The organism is Fibrella aquatilis (assembly GCF_017353255.1).
Lineage (GTDB): Bacteria > Bacteroidota > Bacteroidia > Cytophagales > Spirosomataceae > Fibrella > Fibrella aquatilis.
Window position 1 is genome coordinate 89,138 of sequence record NZ_JAFMYU010000008.1, and the last position, 17,427, is coordinate 106,564.

Annotated in this window: 9 protein-coding genes; 3 read left to right on the top strand and 6 right to left on the bottom strand. The window is 56.0% G+C overall.

Features of this window, described 5'->3' with window-relative positions:
- Nucleotides 1-169: 169 nt before the first annotated feature.
- Together J2I48_RS12070 and J2I48_RS12075 are read right to left on the bottom strand one after the other, a co-directional pair.
- A complete protein-coding gene (locus J2I48_RS12070) occupies nt 170-3,604 on the bottom strand; it encodes an SdrD B-like domain-containing protein (RefSeq protein ID WP_207335700.1) in 3,435 nt (1,144 codons plus the stop codon).
- 222 nt (nt 3,605-3,826) lie between these two features.
- Complete coding sequence (locus tag J2I48_RS12075; RefSeq protein ID WP_207335701.1) at nt 3,827-8,527, bottom strand: SdrD B-like domain-containing protein; 4,701 nt, start codon at nt 8,525-8,527, stop codon at nt 3,827-3,829.
- Nucleotides 8,528-8,871: 344 nt separating this feature from the next.
- Between J2I48_RS12075 and J2I48_RS12080 the strand changes: the two genes are divergently transcribed.
- On the top strand, nt 8,872-11,970 hold the full coding sequence (locus J2I48_RS12080; protein WP_207335702.1) for an amidohydrolase family protein: 3,099 nt from the start codon (nt 8,872-8,874) through the stop codon (nt 11,968-11,970).
- A gap of 162 nt (nt 11,971-12,132) precedes the next feature.
- On the top strand, nt 12,133-13,437 hold the full coding sequence (locus tag J2I48_RS12085; protein ID WP_207335703.1) for an amidohydrolase family protein: 1,305 nt from the start codon (nt 12,133-12,135) through the stop codon (nt 13,435-13,437).
- Nucleotides 13,438-13,459: 22 nt separating this feature from the next.
- On the opposite strand, the gene ispF is transcribed toward J2I48_RS12085, so the two are convergent.
- The 4 genes from ispF to J2I48_RS12105 all read right to left on the bottom strand — a co-directional run bounded on the left by ispF (nt 13,460) and on the right by J2I48_RS12105 (nt 16,052).
- Nucleotides 13,460-13,939, bottom strand: a complete 480-nt coding sequence (gene ispF / locus J2I48_RS12090) for a 2-C-methyl-D-erythritol 2,4-cyclodiphosphate synthase (protein ID WP_207335704.1) — start codon at nt 13,937-13,939, stop codon at nt 13,460-13,462.
- 3 nt (nt 13,940-13,942) lie between these two features.
- On the bottom strand, nt 13,943-14,329 hold the full coding sequence (locus tag J2I48_RS12095; RefSeq protein ID WP_207335705.1) for a HEPN domain-containing protein: 387 nt from the start codon (nt 14,327-14,329) through the stop codon (nt 13,943-13,945).
- Nucleotides 14,326-14,676 carry a nucleotidyltransferase domain-containing protein gene (locus J2I48_RS12100; RefSeq protein WP_207335706.1) on the bottom strand — a complete coding sequence of 117 codons (351 nt, stop codon included), beginning with the start codon at nt 14,674-14,676 and terminating at the stop codon, nt 14,326-14,328. Before J2I48_RS12100 ends, J2I48_RS12095 begins: the two co-directional genes overlap by 4 nt.
- 137 nt (nt 14,677-14,813) lie before the next feature.
- Nucleotides 14,814-16,052 carry a M16 family metallopeptidase gene (locus J2I48_RS12105; RefSeq protein ID WP_207335707.1) on the bottom strand — a complete coding sequence of 413 codons (1,239 nt, stop codon included), beginning with the start codon at nt 16,050-16,052 and terminating at the stop codon, nt 14,814-14,816.
- A gap of 257 nt (nt 16,053-16,309) precedes the next feature.
- Here J2I48_RS12105 and J2I48_RS12110 point away from each other — a divergent pair, with 257 nt between their 5' ends.
- Nucleotides 16,310-17,413: a tetratricopeptide repeat protein gene (locus J2I48_RS12110; RefSeq protein WP_207335708.1), complete on the top strand. Its 1,104-nt coding sequence runs from the start codon at nt 16,310-16,312 to the stop codon at nt 17,411-17,413.
- Nucleotides 17,414-17,427: the final 14 nt, after the last annotated feature.

Genomic DNA, 17,427 nt, shown 5'->3' on the forward strand with positions numbered 1-17,427 from the left:
GGTTTGGGGCTGTTGGGGTGTTTTCTGTGCCTGCTATTCGTTCTAAGTAAGCGTCAGCCGCCGCCGTTTTACTTCCAACATTGCTACTAAAAAAGCGTAGCCCTGGCACAACTCACACGTTGTACTGGGGCTACGCTTTTTTAGTCCTTGCCGAATAGCATTCAGGAGGCTACGGACCTACCTGCGAGCGGACTTTCTTGACCACAATCGGCAGGCACTGTGGCGGTGGGCAGGCGCAGATGGTGGGCAGAATCGTCACTACCGTATCAGAGAAGCAGCCGTTGGCCGAGTAGACCCGGATGGTGTAGGCCTGCGCTACGGTGGGGTTGGCTTGCCCACCGATGAGTACCCCGCCTACCACAGCTGAGAGGTTTTGGGGCGTGGCAAACAAAGGTGTGGCGGCTGTGAAGCTGCTTCCTTTGGTGATGTTGTAGCTCACGGCGGCACTGCTGCTACCCACCAGCGTGATGGCTGCGTTGGCCTGTGGAGTCTGACCGACGCAACTGGCTGAGACAGCAACGGCCGTTAGGCTCGGCGCGGGATCTTCAACAATGATGTAAGGGCAGCACGAGCCGTCGGGGCAACCGCCGTTGCTTACAGCAGCTACGGTATACTCACCAGCAACAGTGGCACTATAGGTAGCGCTGGTGGCTCCTGGAATGATCACACCGTTGCGGCTCCATTGGTAGGTGGAGTAGGAGGCCGGTGCCGTCAGGTCAAACTGGAAGGTCGTGTTGGCGCAGACGTGGGCGGGTATGCTGGTACATACCGTAGCCGTGGTGCCATCTGGGGCAGTAGCGGTGTTGTAGGCTATCCCTTCCTGATTGGCCTGGGCCTGGAAGCTAAGTGTAGCTACCTGCCCGCCATTGAGGGTCGGAATGGTCCATGTGCCTCCTGTAGCAGCCGCAACGAACGTGCCGGACGAGGCTGTTGAGCTTCCTATAATGCTCAGCCCACTGCTGGTGCTGAATGCATCAGTCACAACTACACTGGTGGCCTGCGTGGTGCTGGTGTTGGTCAGCGAAACGGTGTAGGTAACAGTGCCGCCTTTCTCGACACGGTTGGCACTGACTGTTTTGCTGATCGCATAAGAGGGTGGTACTTCGGCAAAGCCAAAGTCGTAGGTATGGTTGGCAGGCGAAGCCCCTGGGCCAGCGGTTTGGGCACTGATCGTTGGTTTGCCGCCAATAAGGGTTGCATCGTTGTTACGTACGCTGGTGCCCGAATTAACCGACGTGCTTTCGCCGGGAGTAACGGGTGATAGCGACGACAGCGCCAGAGAATTGCTTGTAACCACGCTGCTGCTACCCAGGTTGGTGACCACCAGTTTGTAGTTTGTGTTGTAAGTCAGCGACGTGCTGAGCGTACTACCCGGCTGGGCTACCGACGAGAAATAATACTCGCCCTTGGCGTTGGTAATGGCTGTACCGAGGGCATTGGTGCCGGTGGCATCGTAGAGCGTTACGGTAGCCCCGGCAATGGGTTGTTCGTCTGGATTTTGAATACCATCCCGGTTTTTGTCGAACCAGATGCGGTTGCCCAGTTCAATGGGGGGCATGGCGCACAGGGCAATCAGGTCGCCAAGGCCGCCCCCTTTACCAAAGTTGGTTTGCGCCTCGCCGCCCGCCTGGGTGGTTCCATCACCGGCATAGAGCCGGTACGACTGTACCCACTGGCCGGTGGTGTTGTTATACCAGCGCACCCCGGCATCGTGAAAACCGTCGCCGCCATTGTCAAGCACAGGGTCATACGCCGCGTTGACTACGTCGGTAAAGCCGGGAACCTGCACGACCGTACCCAGCGACACTTCGTCGTGGTTCAGGCCGAATCCCTGAATGCCGCTCGGATTGTTGGTGAAGGAAGTAGGACCAACGGTGCTGGCCCCCTGAATGATGTTGTAGGTGGTGGCTACGCCTAAAGCGTTGAGGGCTGTGTAGGTGGTAGTGCCGGTAACGCTGGATGAGATCGGGTACGAATCGCCGTGATAAAACTCGGCTCCGCCTGGCCCCTGGTTGGTGCCTGTCACTGAGGTGCCATTACCATTGCTGCGCCCCGCATTTTCCAACGTCCAGCCACTAACAGGGTTACCGCTGGCCCGCAACACGTCGCCGGCAATTCGGGCCTGATACAGGGTTGCGTTGGCCGGGTTGTCCAGCGCGTTGTTCCCGGCAATGTCCGAGATGCGGTCGCGGAGGCCAATGACCATGTCGCCATTGTCAAACGCAATACTTGTCAGCATCGGCATGGGGTGGATCAGGCGGTTAGCGCTGTTGGCGATATTAATAAAGCTCGACGTCCAGGGTTGCCACAGGGCCGTACCGGTGCTGGCGGCTTTGTTGCGGGTATAGTCAAGGTCGAACTGAAAGACGGGGCTGCTGCTGAATGCCAGCGTGGTAGGGTCTGCGGTGTAGACGTAAGCCTGCAAATCGGAGGTGAGCGAACTACTCTCTGCCGAACAGACGATGCCCACATAGACCTTGCCCCGGTAGGTTTCTACGGCAAAGGGGCGGGCATCACCGGCAGTAGGGCAACCCGGCAAGGCCAATGGCACAGACTGACTGCCCAGCACGGCCCCGGTGGTGGTGTTCAGCGCATACAGCTTCCGATCTTCCAGGTTCATCACAAACAGCCTGGTTTCATCGTCGGATATGGCGATACCACCCAACGACGATTTACCGACCGCGTTCCAGGAAGCGTCGCCCTTATCGCGGTTGAAGCCTGTGTAGTCGTGTTGGTTGCTCGTAGCGTTGGGTACGGTGAAGGTCTGCACCACGTTGCTTGTGGCGGGGTCAACGACATACACCGCCCCTGGGTCATCGGCTGAGAGGGCCACCGTGGTGGAGGCTACGCCGTCGGCACCCGGTCCAAAACCCACGTGTTTTTTGAAATAAGACCCTACAAACAGGCGTTGCGTGAGCCGTGCATAAGCCAGCCCGAAGGTGGCCCCAATTTTTTTGGCCGACACTACCAGCGAGTGCGATGCGGGTGAATCATAAATGCCTGTGTTGGTGGCTATAGACCGGCTGCCTGCGTTGTAGGGAAACGAGACCAGTACGTCACTGTCCTTGTTGAGGCCATTGACCTGATCGCCAAACAAGTAGCAGTTAGTAGCCAGATCGGGGTTGGCCTGGCAATAGTCAGTTGGGTAGTTCAGGGCAAAGTCGACGGTAGTGGCCGGACTCTGCACAAACTGCACCGACGTGCCGCTGTTGGTACCGTGGAAACTACTCCGATCACCCGACGAAGCCGGAAAACTGAACTCAACCCGGTAGGGGCCAGCCGGTGCCGCCAGCGAATAGACACCCGCCGCGTTGGTGGTTGCCGATATAGGAGCACCAGTGGCTGGGTAGGCGGTAACGACCACCCCCGGAATGCCAATTTCAGCGTAGGTATACGTTACAGACGCTGGGTAAGCGTTGCTGGCAACGTCTGTTGGTTTATACGTTCCATCCGAGTTGTAGTCGCGGAAGACCGTACCGGAAATGGATTGTGCCCGAATGGATGATATGCCAACCAGGCCTGCAAGTAGTGTCAGCAGTAACAGGAAGACACAGTGCCAAAAACCTTGACTGGCAATGGATGACGGTATATCGTTTCGTTTCATACTAGGTAAGTGGTCAGGTACTAATTGGTTAAGTAGCGCACGTGCCAAAAACGGGCAACTTTCATGCCACGCCCAAATTAGTCGTCGGCTGTAAAGGAGTAGAAAGGCAGAGCACCCAGTTGACACTAGGCTACTTAATAACAACTGCCCGGTACATAGACCGGGTAGTTGCGTATTGTACATGTGCCAGTGACCGTCCCAGACGGCTTGGCAGGTTCTGAATTATGGTGCTACGGGCCTGCCCTGCGACTTGGTTTTCTTCACCACAAACGGGGCGCATTGATCAGGTGGGCAAGCGCAGAGCGTAGGCAGAATGGTCACCACCGAATCGGAGAAGCAGCCGTTGGCCGAGTAGACCCGAATGGTGTAATCCTGGGCTACGGCAGGGTTAGCCTGCCCCCCGATGAGTACCCCACCTACCACGGCTGAGAGGTTTTGGGGCTGAGCAAACAGGGGCGTGGCGGCCGTGAAGCTGCTTCCTTTGGTGATGTTGTAGCTCACGGCGGCACTGCTGCTGCCCACCAGCGTAATGGCGGCATCGGCCTGCGGGGTTTGCCCCAGGCATCGGGCCGAAACAGCGACGGCCGTCAGGCTCGGGGCGGGGTCAGCCACCACGATGAAGGGGCAGCACGAGCCGTCAGGGCAGCCGCCCAGGCTGGTAGCCTGCACGCTGTACTCACCCACGGCTGTCACGCTGTAGGTGCTGCTGGTGGCTCCGGGAATAATAACCCCGTTTTTGGTCCACTGGTAAGTCGAGTAGCTGGCGGGGGCCGTCAGGTCAAACTGGAAGGTCTCATTGGCACACACATGAGCGGGTACACTCACGCAGGTAGTGGCTGTCTGCTGACCGGGCAGCGTGACGGTGTTGTAGGTGATGCCCTCTTCGTTGAGCTGCACCCGCAGGGTAAGCGTAGCTACTTGGCCCCCTGCCAGGCTGGCGATGTTCCAGGTGCCGCCGTTGCTACCAGGAGCAAAGCTGCCCACTGAGGCCGTGGCACTGCCAATGAGGGTAACGGCCGATGAGCTGAGTTGGTCGGTTAGGGCCAGGCCAGTAGCGGTAGTAGGAGAGGTGTTAGTCAAGGAGATGGTGTAAGTGACAATACCGCCCTTCTCCACCTGTTTGAGGTCCACCGTTTTAGCCAACGCAAATGTGGGTGAACTAGCCGTTTGACTACAGGCTGCGGGAGCTGTGTAGGTGGCCGTAGCTGAACCGCAGGTGGCTGAACTAACTAATATAGAGTAGGGCTGTCCGTTGGACGTTAGGTTGTTGAAGACGGCCGTCAGCGTGTTCTGACTAAAACCCGCCGAGGTCGATAAGATTTGGGTGATGCCCTGGTTGGTAATACTCACCGACCCATTACCGGGGTTGGTCACCGTCACGACCACGGTGGTCGAATATTGGTTGGTGGCCGTGTTGCAGGTGCCAGCCGTAGCCAGGGCACTCAGCGAACAGAGAGGGGCCACCGAGCAGGAGGCCGGGGCCGTGTAGGTAGCCGTAGCCGAGCCACAGCCAGGCAAACTTACTGTAACAGTATGGCTGGCGACGCCAGCTGTCAGACCTGTGAGTGAGTAGGCCACTGACGTAGCCGACGCAGCTACTGGTACCGTTGTGGTTATGGCGCCGTCGGTGATGGTAGCCGTACCACCCGATGTACTGGTCAGGCTTATGGTGCCATTGACCGTATATTGATTAGTGGCTGAGTTACAGATTGTAGGCGTAGCTGTCGCCGCAAGCGTGCAGGTTGAACACACCGTTTTGTCAATAATGACAACATCATCCATGACAATTCCTATGGTAGGATTGGCATTAGTTCCTTTGGCTACACTAATATAAAACTTGTCATCACCCGCCTGTAGCGTGAAACTGAAGCATATACTGGTCCAGTTTAGGTTATTGATGTCATTGTTGGTGGCTCCGTTCGTGCTTAGGGTCTGACTGTAAAGAGAGCGGAAGGGAGTTTCCATTTCGGCGGTAAAGACCGTTGAACCGCCTGCTGAGTTGGTTGGGTTAAAGGCGGCGGCTTTCAGACAAACCTGATATGTGTGGCCTACTTGCCAACAAGTGCTGACAGGTATTTCGTAGCGAGCGCAGTTAGCAGCCGTGCTGTTAGCGGCCGCCTCCTGTAACCACAGCGCCTTATTATTGTTTGGGTACTTAAACCAGTAGCCTGGGGTGTCAAAGCCCTGCCATTCGGGTAAAATGAGCCCATTGGTGCTCACCGCTGGTAAGCCGGCCAGTGTAGTGTTTGAGGTGAACGTTCCTGTCTCGAACCCTCCATTGGTAAGAATGTTAACGCAACAAGAAGCTACCGCCGAGCAGGCTGCAGGAGCTGTGTAGGTAGCCGTAGCCGAGCCGCAACCTGCCAGCGAGGCCGATACGATGTGAGTGGTCCCGTCAGAGGGAATGTTGTTGAAGGTGCCCGTTACGCCGCTAGTGTTGGCCGCCACCGTGAGGGTCAGGCTGCGGGGGCCATCGGTAAGGGTAATGGTACCAGCCACAGGGTTGGTCAGTGTTACGCTCACCGTAGATGAATACTGGTTCGTGGCCGGGTTGCAAGACGTGCTTCTTACGGAGGTAGTTAGTGAGCAGGGTAGCACAGCAGCATAGGCAGCATCGTAAGTAAAGTTGTTCTGGCCTGCTTGTGCCAGCGTAAAGCTAACTACGCCCGCTGCGTTGGGATCGGTGTCGATGGCATCGGCATTGGGGCCTGTGGCCGTGTTGGGTTTGCTACTGAGTAATAATGCTCCGGCACTGGCACTGGTTGGAAAGGTGAGGGTGTAGGCACCACCGCTAATAAGCCCTGTCAAGCTGTACACGAAACCAGTAGCATTAGTGCCGGTTGCATTCGAGAAATAGTAGTCACCGTTGGCATTGGTTGTCACGGTAACGCCGGTGCCGGATAGTCCGGGGCCGGTTAGGGTCACAGCAATGCCTGCCAGGGGTGGTTCGCTGGGGTCCTGAACACCATTGTCGTTAAGATCTTTCCAGACCCGGTTCCCAATTTGAATAGGAGCGAGGTCGCAGGCGGCTGCAATAACTCCAACGCCCGCCGCCTTACTAAACGTAGCTACTTCTTGCGTCTCATATAAATTCAACGCACCGGTTAGTGCGCCCGTGCTTGTGTTGTAGCTCTGAATACCTCCCGCGTTGGGTGCAAAAATGGGGGCGCCACTGCTGTTTAAATAAACGGGGTCTGTAGCTGTAGACAGTACCGACGTGTGACCTGGCAGAACAAACACCCCACCGGTACCACTATTGGGCAGACCATCACCCTGAATGTCGGCGTAGAAGAATTCGCCGCCACCCGGACCCTGCTTGTTGTTTTGACCAACCGTAGTTTCTGAGCCACAGGTAGCGTTGTTCTCAAGTGTCCAGGTGCCGCTTCCATTCTTACAGGCTTTGAGAATATCACCGCTTGAAGTGAAACCTTTGTATAGAATGACGCAGTCGCCCAGACGGTCCCGGAAGCCAAGAATCATATCGCCTTTATCGTCAAACGCAATTCCTGACAGCATAGGCTCATTTTGAGCGGCCGTTGGTTGATCGTAAATGCCGGGTGTGCTTAAATCAGACCATGGTTCCCAGTCCAAATCGTATACTGGACTAGCATCAATGTGGTTGTCGAACGTGGTGTAACCACCATTATTCCGATCAAAATTCAGCGCGCCACTCATCACTAGGGTAAACGTACCCGCCTGAAATTTCCAGACGTAACCAGTCAGATAGTTAGAGCCTGGGTTTGTAACGGGGTCCTGCCCGGTAGATACGGACGAAGCTGAACAGACCGCGCCCACATATACTACACCTGCTTTGTCGATGCCCAGACCAAAGGGGCGAACGTCGCCGACTGGACACGTACCTGCGGTGGTCGACAAGCCCGTTGTCGGGATGGCGTAGCGCTGAATGGTGTTCGTTGTTAGGGCTCCCGTGGTTGGGATGCTATACAGTGACCGGTCATAGAGGTTAACCGTATACAGGGTACTGAAATCGTTTGAAATCTTTAGGTCGCCCAGGCCAACCAAGCCAATGACCTTGTTGGTCTTGTAATCGCCGAGGTCCTTGAAATCAGTCGATGCACTCGGGTGGGGGTTAGGACCGGCTGTGTTCGCGCCAAATACGGCGTTCAGGTCAACGTAGGATGCAGTGGCGTTAACCGAATTAGGGTCAACGATATAGATCACACCCGTGCTTTCACCCGGCCCGAGGCTAGTGCCCGCTTTGATGTACGAAGCCGCATACAGCTTTTTAGATAGTCGGTTGTAGGCGAGTCCGTAAGTTGAACCAATATACTGATGATCAGCCAATGGTGACGGGGTGGGCTTCGCAGGTGTGTAAGTAGGCCCTACGGAAAAAGGTGTCGGTGACTCAGCTGTTGTGCCGTTTACGTTACCGTCGGGGTCTGTTGTTGAACTGTATTGGAGGCCGACCAACGTGTGGTTTGCTTTGGCCGCGCCATCGTAAGCACCGGATACATAGCAGTTTATAAACAGCTTAGGATCGGGCTGGCAGTAATCAATTGGCGCGTTTACACCGAAATTGGCCGTAGCCCCTGCCGTCACAAACTGAACGGATGTGTTAGAACTGCTACCATCGAACGCATCGAAATCGCCGACAGACAAACTGGTAAATTCAAGGCGTACCGGGCCGCTTAAACCAGTGATTGTGTAGGAACCAACAGCCGAGGTGGTAACTGAAACAGGGTTACCCGTGGCTGGATAAGCCGTAACAACGACGCCCATCACCCCTAGTTCACCATAGGCATACGTACCCGAAGCCGGGATGCTTTCATAAATACCATTGCCATTAAAATCCCGGAAAACAGTACCAGAAATAGCCTGTCCATAGCTAGGCAGTGTACAACACACCAACCCGATTACCAGCCAGGCCAGTGCCCGAATCGTTTTGACCGTAGAGATATGCATAATAGCAGAAGGATTAAATGTACAGAAGGCTAAGTAACTCTCTTAGGTATACAATTAATGTGCCATACTGAAACATGCCCGATTATAACCCGTCGAAAGGCTATTATCGGCTCACAAATGATTGCCTACCCTAGAGCGTGTAGTGGTTGAGAGATCGAAAAGGATACTTAACAATAGGTGTGCCAAGCCGCCAGATTAGCTTCGTCGGTAGTCATAAGTTGGGCCGTGGCGAGAACAGAGCGCACTGACACGTATAAATTATAGAACGTGGGTATAGCCCGCCGTTTGGTGGGTTTAGTACATTTGGGGCTGGGTTCTCGCTCACATGTATTCTCACTTCTTTCATGAAAAAACAACTAATCACCGGGCTGCTATTGTCCTGGGCGATGTTGACGGGTTGGGCACCGCAAACGCTGGCGCAAACGACTTTTCCGCGCAACGGTGTCTATGACGAACGGCCAAACCTGTACGCCTTTACCAACGCGACCATTGTGGTCGACCCTCGCACTACCCTCCAAAACGCGACGCTGCTGATTCGTAATGGCCGGATCGAAGCCGTTGGTAACGCCGTTTCGGTACCGGCCGGGGCGGTGGTCATAAACCTACAGGGCAAGCGCATCTACCCCGGCCTCATCGACCTGGACTCTGACTACGGTATGCCCGACCTGCCCAAGCGGGCACCGGGTGGGTTCAACGCCCCGCCCCAACTGGAGTCGAACAAAAAAGGCCCCTATTACTGGAATCAGGCCATTCAGCCCGAAACCGATGCCGGGCAACTGTTTAAAGTGGTTAATGCCAAAGCCGAAGAACTGCGCAAGCTGGGCTTCGGAGCGGTGCTCACCCACGCCCACGACGGCATCGCGCGGGGCAACGGTACGCTGGTGACCCTGGCCGACGACCGCGAAAACACCGTGGTCCTCCGCAATGGTCTCAGCCAGCATTTTTCATTTAGCAAAGGCTCATCGACGCAAAACAACCCCAACTCGATCATGGGTGTGGTGGCGGTGTTGCGGCAGGCATTTTACGATGCCGACTGGTACAAGAAAACCGGCCCCGGCGAGCAGGCCAATCTGTCGCTCGATGCCCTGAGCCGCGCTGCTGGCCTGCCCGCGTTCTTCGAGGCAGGCGATAAGTTCGGCGTGCTCCGCGCCGACCGCATTGGCGACGAATTTGGGCGGCAGTTCATTATTCGGGGCGGTGGCGACGAATATCAGCGTATAGACGAGATTAAGGCCACCGGGGCTACGCTGATTTTGCCCGTGAGCTATCCGCAGGCCTACGACGTAGAAGATGCCTGGGATGCGGATAATGTGTCGCTGGCCGAGATGAAGCATTGGGAAATGGCCCCCGCTAACCCCGCTATGCTGGCGCAGGCGGGTATTCCGTTTGCCCTCACTAGTGCGGGCCTGAAAACCCGCGCCGACTTCATGGCCAACGTGCGCAAAGCCATCGAAAACGGCCTCACCGAAGCGCAGGCACTGGAAGCTCTCACCACGCGCCCCGCCCAACTCATCCGAGCCGACGATTTGCTGGGTAGTTTGGCGGTGGGTAAACTGGCCAATTTCATCGTGACGTCGGGCAACCTGTTTGCGGCCGATAACGTGATCTACGAGAACTGGATTCGCGGGAAACAATACATCCTGGCCAACCGCGGCATCGCCGATCTGCGGGGTACCTACGACCTGAACATCACGCCACAAGCGGGCGCCGCAGCCCTGAAACTGCTGATTACGGGCACTAACCCCGATAAGCCAGACTACCAGATAATGGCCAACGACACCACCAAGCTGACACCCAAAGTGGCCATTGACAATAACCTGGTGTCGATGCAGGTAGCGCTGGACAAAAAACAGCCTAATGCCCTCACCCGCCTCACGGGTTACCGCAACGGATCTACCTTGCAAGGCGATGGTCAACTAGCTAGTGGACAGGTTGTTGCCTGGTCAGCCACGCTGAGCAAGCCGTTTGTTAGTACCGCCGCTACGGCCAAAACGGATACGGCCAAAAAGACCCCGATGGGTGGGCTGCTGTACCCGTTTGTAGGTATGGGCAACGCCAAAAAACCACAGCCGCAGGCTATGCTCATTCGTAACGCCACGGTCTGGACCAACGAAAAAGACGGTATCCTGACCACCTCCGACGTGCTGGTGACGAACGGAAAAATTGCGCAGGTGGGCAAAAACCTGACGGCACCAACGGGAGCCTCGGTCATCGACGGGACGGGCAAGCACCTCACCAACGGCATCATCGACGAGCACTCGCACATTGCCTTGTTTTCGATCAACGAAGGGTCGCAATCCAGCACCGCCGAGGTACGCATGGCTGACGCCATCAACCCCGACGACGTAAACATTTACCGGCAGCTGGCGGGTGGTGTTACGTCGTCGCAACTGCTGCACGGGTCGGCCAACGCCATTGGCGGGCAGTCGGCGCTGGTGAAGCTGAAGTGGGGTGAACCGGCTGACGGGCTGCTGATTAAGGGTGCCGACGGCTTCATCAAATTCGCCCTGGGTGAGAACGTGAAGCAGGCCAACTGGGGCGAGGCCAATCGGGTACGTTTCCCCCAAACGCGCATGGGCGTAGAGCAGGTGTATATGGACCATTTCATCCGTGCCAAAGAATACGCCAAAGCCTGGGCGGAGTACACAGCAAAGAGCGAAGAGCAGAGAGGGAAGAGCAAGGGAAAGTCAACGACTGCCGGTACGTTGGTGGCTCCGCGCCGGGATCTGGAACTGGACGCGCTGGCCGAGATTCTGAACAAGAAGCGGTTCATCACCTGCCACTCTTACGTGCAGTCGGAGATCAACATGCTCATGCACGTGGCCGACTCGCTGGGCTTCAAGGTGAACACGTTTACCCATATTCTGGAGGGCTACAAAGTGGCCGATAAGATGGCCAAACACGGGGTGGGTGGCTCGACGTTTTCTGACTGGTGGGCCTACAAAATGGAGGTGAAAGATGCCATACCCTACAACGCCGCCCTGATGGCCCGCGAAGGCGTGACGGTGTCGATCAACTCGGATGATGCCGAAATGGCCCGTCGCCTGAACCAGGAAGCGGCCAAAACGGTGGAATATGGCGGTATTTCGGAAGAAGATGCCTGGAAGATGGTAACGCTCAATCCCGCCAAACTCCTGCACCTGGATAGCCACATGGGCAGCATCCGGCCCGGCAAAGACGCCGACCTGGTGCTTTGGAACAACCACCCCCTTTCCATCTACGCCCGCCCCGACTACACCATCATCGACGGCGCGATCTACTACAGCCAAACCAGCGACGAGCAGAACCGCACCGCCATGCAGGCCGAACGCGCCCGCCTGATTCAGAAGATGATACAGGCCAAAGCTGGTGGCCAAACCACCACCCGCCCCACCGCCCGCCGCCAGCGGATGTGGCATTGCGAAGACATCGAAGGCGTCATGGCAGAAGGAGAAAATAAGTAGGTACAGATTTTTTGACAGGATTATCAGGATTGCAGCGGTCCGCCGTCGCGGATCAACAGGATGTCTCACTCTTCTGAGCAAACAAAAATCATGTTCATCCGCGACGGCGGACCGCTGCAATCCTGATAATCCTGTCAAAAAAATCTATCGAATCACAACATCATGAAACACATCACAAATACCATATTCCTCTGCCTGATGCTTACGAGCGCGTGGGCACAGAACCCTGCGCCGGGGCTGCCACAGCAGAAGGCCATTGCCCTCATGGGCGGCACCATCCACACCGGCACCGGGCAGGTGATTCCCAACGGCTATATCACGTTCGACAAAGGGGTGATTACGGGCGTGGGCGATGCCAGCACCGTGCGCATGAATACCAACGAGGTGCAGGTCATCGATGTGGCGGGGCGGCATGTGTACCCCGGCCTGATCTCGCCCGCTTCGCTAGTGGGGTTGCAGGAGGTTGCCTCCGTCCGCGCCACCATCGACTCGCGGGAGGTGGGTGTGCTGAACCCCAACGTGCGGGCGCTCATTGCCTACGATTCAGACTCCGAAATCATCCCGACCATCCGCAACAACGGCATCCTGATCACGCAGGCCATGCCCGTGGGCGGCACCGTGTCGGGGTCATCGTCGATTATGCACACCGACGGCTGGAACTGGCAGGATGCCGTGCTACGCAAAGACGATGGTATCTGGCTCAACTGGCCCGGCTACTACGCCCGCGATTTCGACTTTGACACGTTCCAGTCGACGGTGAAGAAAAACGATAAGCGCGACGAGGCCATCCGGGCCGTGCAGCTCGTTTTCGCCGAAGCCAAAGCCTACGCCGAGGGTGCCACGCTTGCTGCCGCAAATCTCAAATTCGAGGCTATGCGGGGCCTTTTCACCGGGAAGCAGAACCTCTACGTCCGCGCTGACTACGCCAAAGACATCATCGAAGCGGTGCGTTTTGCCAAAGCGGCGGGCGTGCCGAAGGTGGTGATTGTAGGCGCCGAAGACAGCGACAAGGTGGCTGCGTTTCTGAAAGAGAATAACGTGCCGGTGATCCTGAGTCCATTGCACCGCCTGCCCAACCGCGAAGACGAACCTGTGGATTTACCCTACCGGCTGCCGGGCATTCTGCAAAAAGCAGGCGTGACCGTAGGCTTGAGCTACGCCGAAGAATGGTGGCGGACGCGCAATCTGCCTTTCCTGGCGGGCACTGCCGTGGGCTTTGGCGTAACCGACCGCGAAGAAGCCCTGAAGATGGTCACGGCTAATACCGCCAAAATCCTGGGCATCGACGGGCAGGTGGGTACCCTCGAAACCGGTAAGCAAGCCACCATCGTGGTCTCGAAAGGCGACATCCTCGACATGCGCACCAACGTGATTGAACAGGCATTCATCCAGGGCCGCCAAGTTAACCTCGACGACAAGCACAAGCGCCTCTACAACAAGTTCAAAACTAAGTACGGGCAGAAGTAGGGGCAGGCCCTCGTGCCTGCCCTTACGTTTTCTCAATCAACGCCACGCAGAACCCGGCGATACCTTCCTGACGGCCTACGAAACCCATGTGTTCGGAGGTGGTGGCTTTGATGGCGATGTCGTCTTCGGGGATGGCCATGACCCCGGCGAGGCAGGTTTTCATAGCCGGAATGTGGGGGTTCAGCTTGGGTTCCTGGAGCACCACCGTCACATCGAGGTTGCCTACTTCCCAGCCGGCTTCGCGGATCATGCGCAGCACTTCGGCCAGCAGCACTTTGCTGTCTACGCCTTTCCAGCGGGGGTCTTTGTCGGAAAAATGGTAGCCGATGTTGCGCATGTTGGCGGCACCCAAAAGGGCGTCGCAGATGACGTGGCAAATGATGTCGGCGTCAGAATGGCCATAGGCACCATGCGTGTGCGGAATCTGGATGCCTCCCAACCAAAACGGATGGCCTTCCACTAGTTTGTGGACGTCGTATCCCTGCCCAACGCGAATTTTCATAGGTTATACACTCAATGAATTAACATACTGGCGCACGACTGCATTGAATTCCGATGCGGTTTGAAGACTGTCTTCTGCGTCAGCTTGTGATAACACGATATCAAGTTCATAATCGCCGCCTTGTCGCTTTTCCATCAGACGGTTCACGTCACGACTGTACTTGGCGTTGAAAAGACCGGGCTTCACAAAATGCAAACCAAAGAGTGATTGTGCCGCACTATGCGAATTGATACTGATTAGCTTGGTGGCCAGCAGTGCACGAATAGCATCGAAAAAAGCATAATAAGCTCTGTTACAGGCTGCTTCATAACGGCCTTCCCGAACCAGTATCTGGCAGTCAATCAGACACTCATCAGCTTTATGCAGGTAAGCAAGCGCGTCCTCATTCATACAACAATGCCCTCGCTACGAACAGCTTGATAAAATAAACGAGTTGACTGATTATACGCTGTAGCAGACACTGGTTTGGCAGACACATGTACAGTATAGTCGAGGCCCAACTGACTGGCTACTATACTGATTTTATCAACCTCCGGTCCAAAATGAACGGTATCCTGTTTTAGCACGACGAGGTAGTCCACGTCCGAATCACTCCTGAAGTCGCCACGTGCGTAAGAACCAAATAAGATCAGTCGATCTAATTGAGGTCCGTAAATCGACAACAAGGCCCGCTTGAGTTGCTGCGATAGCGCCCCAAGCTCAGCTTCTGACAGTGGTTTAAGCGATGTACTATTCATGAGAGTGGTCCGTAGCAGATACAAAAAAACAGGATTTTTTAGGTCTACTCCGTTCTAGACGTAACTCATTTATGCCAAAACTGGAGCAGACTAAAAAAATGCATTTTTTTAGTCTGCTCCAGATGCCCCTAATTTTACTAGGCCCGCCGCCGGTAATACAACGTCGAACTGTTCTCGGGGCGGAGGATCTGGCGGGCCATGGTCTGGATAGAATCGGGGGTGACGGCCTGGATTTTGGTGGCTTCCTGGTTCACTAATTCGGGGTCACCAGCGTTGGCGGCGTAGGCCAGGTTCATGGCTCGGTTCAGCAGTTCCACCTCCGAAAACGCCAGCGTCGATTCGGCCTGGTTTTTCACCTTCGTCAGTTCATCTTCCGGCACCGTCTGATCAACTACGGCCTGCAACACCCCGTTGATTGCCGCGTCGGCTTCCTCCAGCGTAACGCCTTCATTGAGTGTGCCCTGCACTAGCAGCAAACCCGGCTCGACCGACGAGGTCATGTAGGCCCCGATGTTGCTGAACAACTGTTGATCTTTCAACAATTGCTGGTACAACCGGCTCGATTTGCTCCGGCCCAGCAGGTCACTCAGTAGATCGACGGTCTGGAAATCGGCCTCAAACCGACCGGGCATGTGGTAGGCTTTGTAAATCGCGTTCAGGGGTACGTCGGCAATGGTATCCTGAGCGCGAGCCTGCGTTTGGCGGGGTTCGGCGGGGAGGCTGCGGATGTACTCGTTGCCCGCCGGAATAGGCTCGAACCACTTTTTGCAAAGCTGCTTCACCTGCTCGGTGGTCACGTTGCCGGCCACCACCAGAATGGCGTTGTTGGGCAGGTAGTATTTGAAGAAAAAGGCCTTCACGTCGTCCAGCGTAGCGTTTTCAATGTGGCTGATGTCTTTGCCAATGGTAGCCCAGCGGTAGGGGTGCTGCTGGTAGGCGAGGGGCCGCAGCTTCAGCCAGACGTCGCCATAGGGCTGGTTGAGGTAGCGCTGGTTAAACTCTTCGATCACCACTTTCTGCTGCACGTCGAGCACGGTCTGGTCAAAAGACAGGCTGAGCATCCGGTCCGATTCGAGCCAAAACGCCGTTTCCAGGTTGGCCGTGGGGAGCGTGATGTAGTAGTTGGTGATATCGGGGCTGGTGAAAGCGTTGTTTTCGCCCCCCACACGCTGCAACGGCTCGTCGTAGCTCGGAATGTGCTTCGACCCACCAAACATCAGGTGTTCAAACAAGTGCGCAAAGCCGGTGCGGGCGGGGTCTTCATCGCGTGAGCCGACGTTATATAAAATATTCACGGCCGCCATGGGCGTGCTGGCATCTTCGTGCACAAACACCTTCAGGCCGTTATCTAAGACAAACTGGTTGTATTGAATCATTGCAAAACGTTTCGCGAAGCAGGGCGGTTAAACCTAGTAACAAAAGTACGTCTAAAGGATTGGGGATTTTGGATTTCGGATTGGTTGCTGACGCATCAAGAGACAGGCTGGGCGCCCCCGGCTGGGCGCCCCCGGCTGGGCGCCCCCGGCTGGGCGCCCCCGGCTGGGCGCCCCCGGCTGAAGCCTGCGCTACATCGCCCGCGTCAGCAACAATCCCCAATCCGAAATCCCCATTCCAAAATTCTATATTTCTCGCAATGAAACACCTGCTTCTTTTCATCTTGTTCTTTTCCCCTCTCTTTTCGCAGGCGCAGATCCTGACCGATCCCGGTGCGCAGCAGACGGTGGTAAAGGCGCTGGACCATATCTATAATTATGAGTTTGCCGAGGCGGCTCCCTACATCAAACAACTGCAAACGAAATACCCCCAAAGCCCCATCATTCCGGTGCTGCGCGCGCTCACGATTCAGTGGCAACACCTGCCCATCAGCGACAGCCGAACCGCCACCAACCAGTATGTTGCCCAGGTAGAGCAGGCCATCAGGGGGGTGGAGCAACTTATTGACAAAAACGATCAGGACCCTGAAGCGGTGTTTCTGGGCCTAACCGCCCACGGTTACATGGCTATGAAACACAACCTCGACAATGAGAGCATGAAGGCCGTTTCGGAGTCGCGGAAGGCTTATGCGTATATGAAAGACGGCTTTAAGCTAATGGACAAAAATGTGGAGTTTTATTTCTCGACTGGCCTCTACAACTATTACGTGGAGCGCTACCCCATCGACCACCCGGTGGTGAAGCCGTTTATGGTATTTTTCAAAGACGGCGACATTGCACTGGGCCTGAAGCAAATGGATGTGTCGGCCAAAAGGGCCATTTTCACCCGCCCTGAGGCTAATTTCTACCTCGCCCACATCTACGTCAAGCACGAATCGAACTTTCCGAAGGCGGTAGAATACATGGATTATCTGATGGATCACTTCCCGAAGAACCCCATATTCCAGATGCGCTACGTGGAAGCCCTGCTACTGGCGGGCCGCTACGCCGACGGGCAGGTGGCGTTGAAAAAGCTGAAAACCATGCAGCACAAAATGCTCCCCGCTGCCATCAGCACCTTCGAGGGTATGCTAGCCGAGCGCGTGGCCAAAGACGATTCGGCAGCAGCGGCGGCCTATAACGCGGCCCTGAAGCTACCCGTCAATGTCGCTTACACCAAAGAGTACCACGGCCTCGCCTACGCTGGCCTAGCCCGCATTGCCGCCCGCGCCAACAACCGCGCCCTGGCTAAGAGCTATTACAAAAAAGTACTCGACACCTCCGAATATAAATTCGTGATCCGGGAGGCTAAGGCGTTCAAGTGACATAAACTAATGTG

Excerpts from the sequence above, each read along its gene's own strand:
- J2I48_RS12070 (WP_207335700.1), bottom strand. The coding sequence starts at position 3,604 with ATGAAACGAAACGATATACCGTCATCCATTGCCAGTCAAGGTTTTTGG.
- J2I48_RS12075 (WP_207335701.1), bottom strand. The coding sequence starts at position 8,527 with ATGCATATCTCTACGGTCAAAACGATTCGGGCACTGGCCTGGCTGGTA.
- J2I48_RS12080 (WP_207335702.1), top strand. The coding sequence starts at position 8,872 with ATGAAAAAACAACTAATCACCGGGCTGCTATTGTCCTGGGCGATGTTG.
- J2I48_RS12085 (WP_207335703.1), top strand. The coding sequence starts at position 12,133 with ATGAAACACATCACAAATACCATATTCCTCTGCCTGATGCTTACGAGC.
- ispF (WP_207335704.1), bottom strand. The coding sequence starts at position 13,939 with ATGAAAATTCGCGTTGGGCAGGGATACGACGTCCACAAACTAGTGGAA.
- J2I48_RS12095 (WP_207335705.1), bottom strand. The coding sequence starts at position 14,329 with ATGAATGAGGACGCGCTTGCTTACCTGCATAAAGCTGATGAGTGTCTG.
- J2I48_RS12100 (WP_207335706.1), bottom strand. The coding sequence starts at position 14,676 with ATGAATAGTACATCGCTTAAACCACTGTCAGAAGCTGAGCTTGGGGCG.
- J2I48_RS12105 (WP_207335707.1), bottom strand. The coding sequence starts at position 16,052 with ATGATTCAATACAACCAGTTTGTCTTAGATAACGGCCTGAAGGTGTTT.
- J2I48_RS12110 (WP_207335708.1), top strand. The coding sequence starts at position 16,310 with ATGAAACACCTGCTTCTTTTCATCTTGTTCTTTTCCCCTCTCTTTTCG.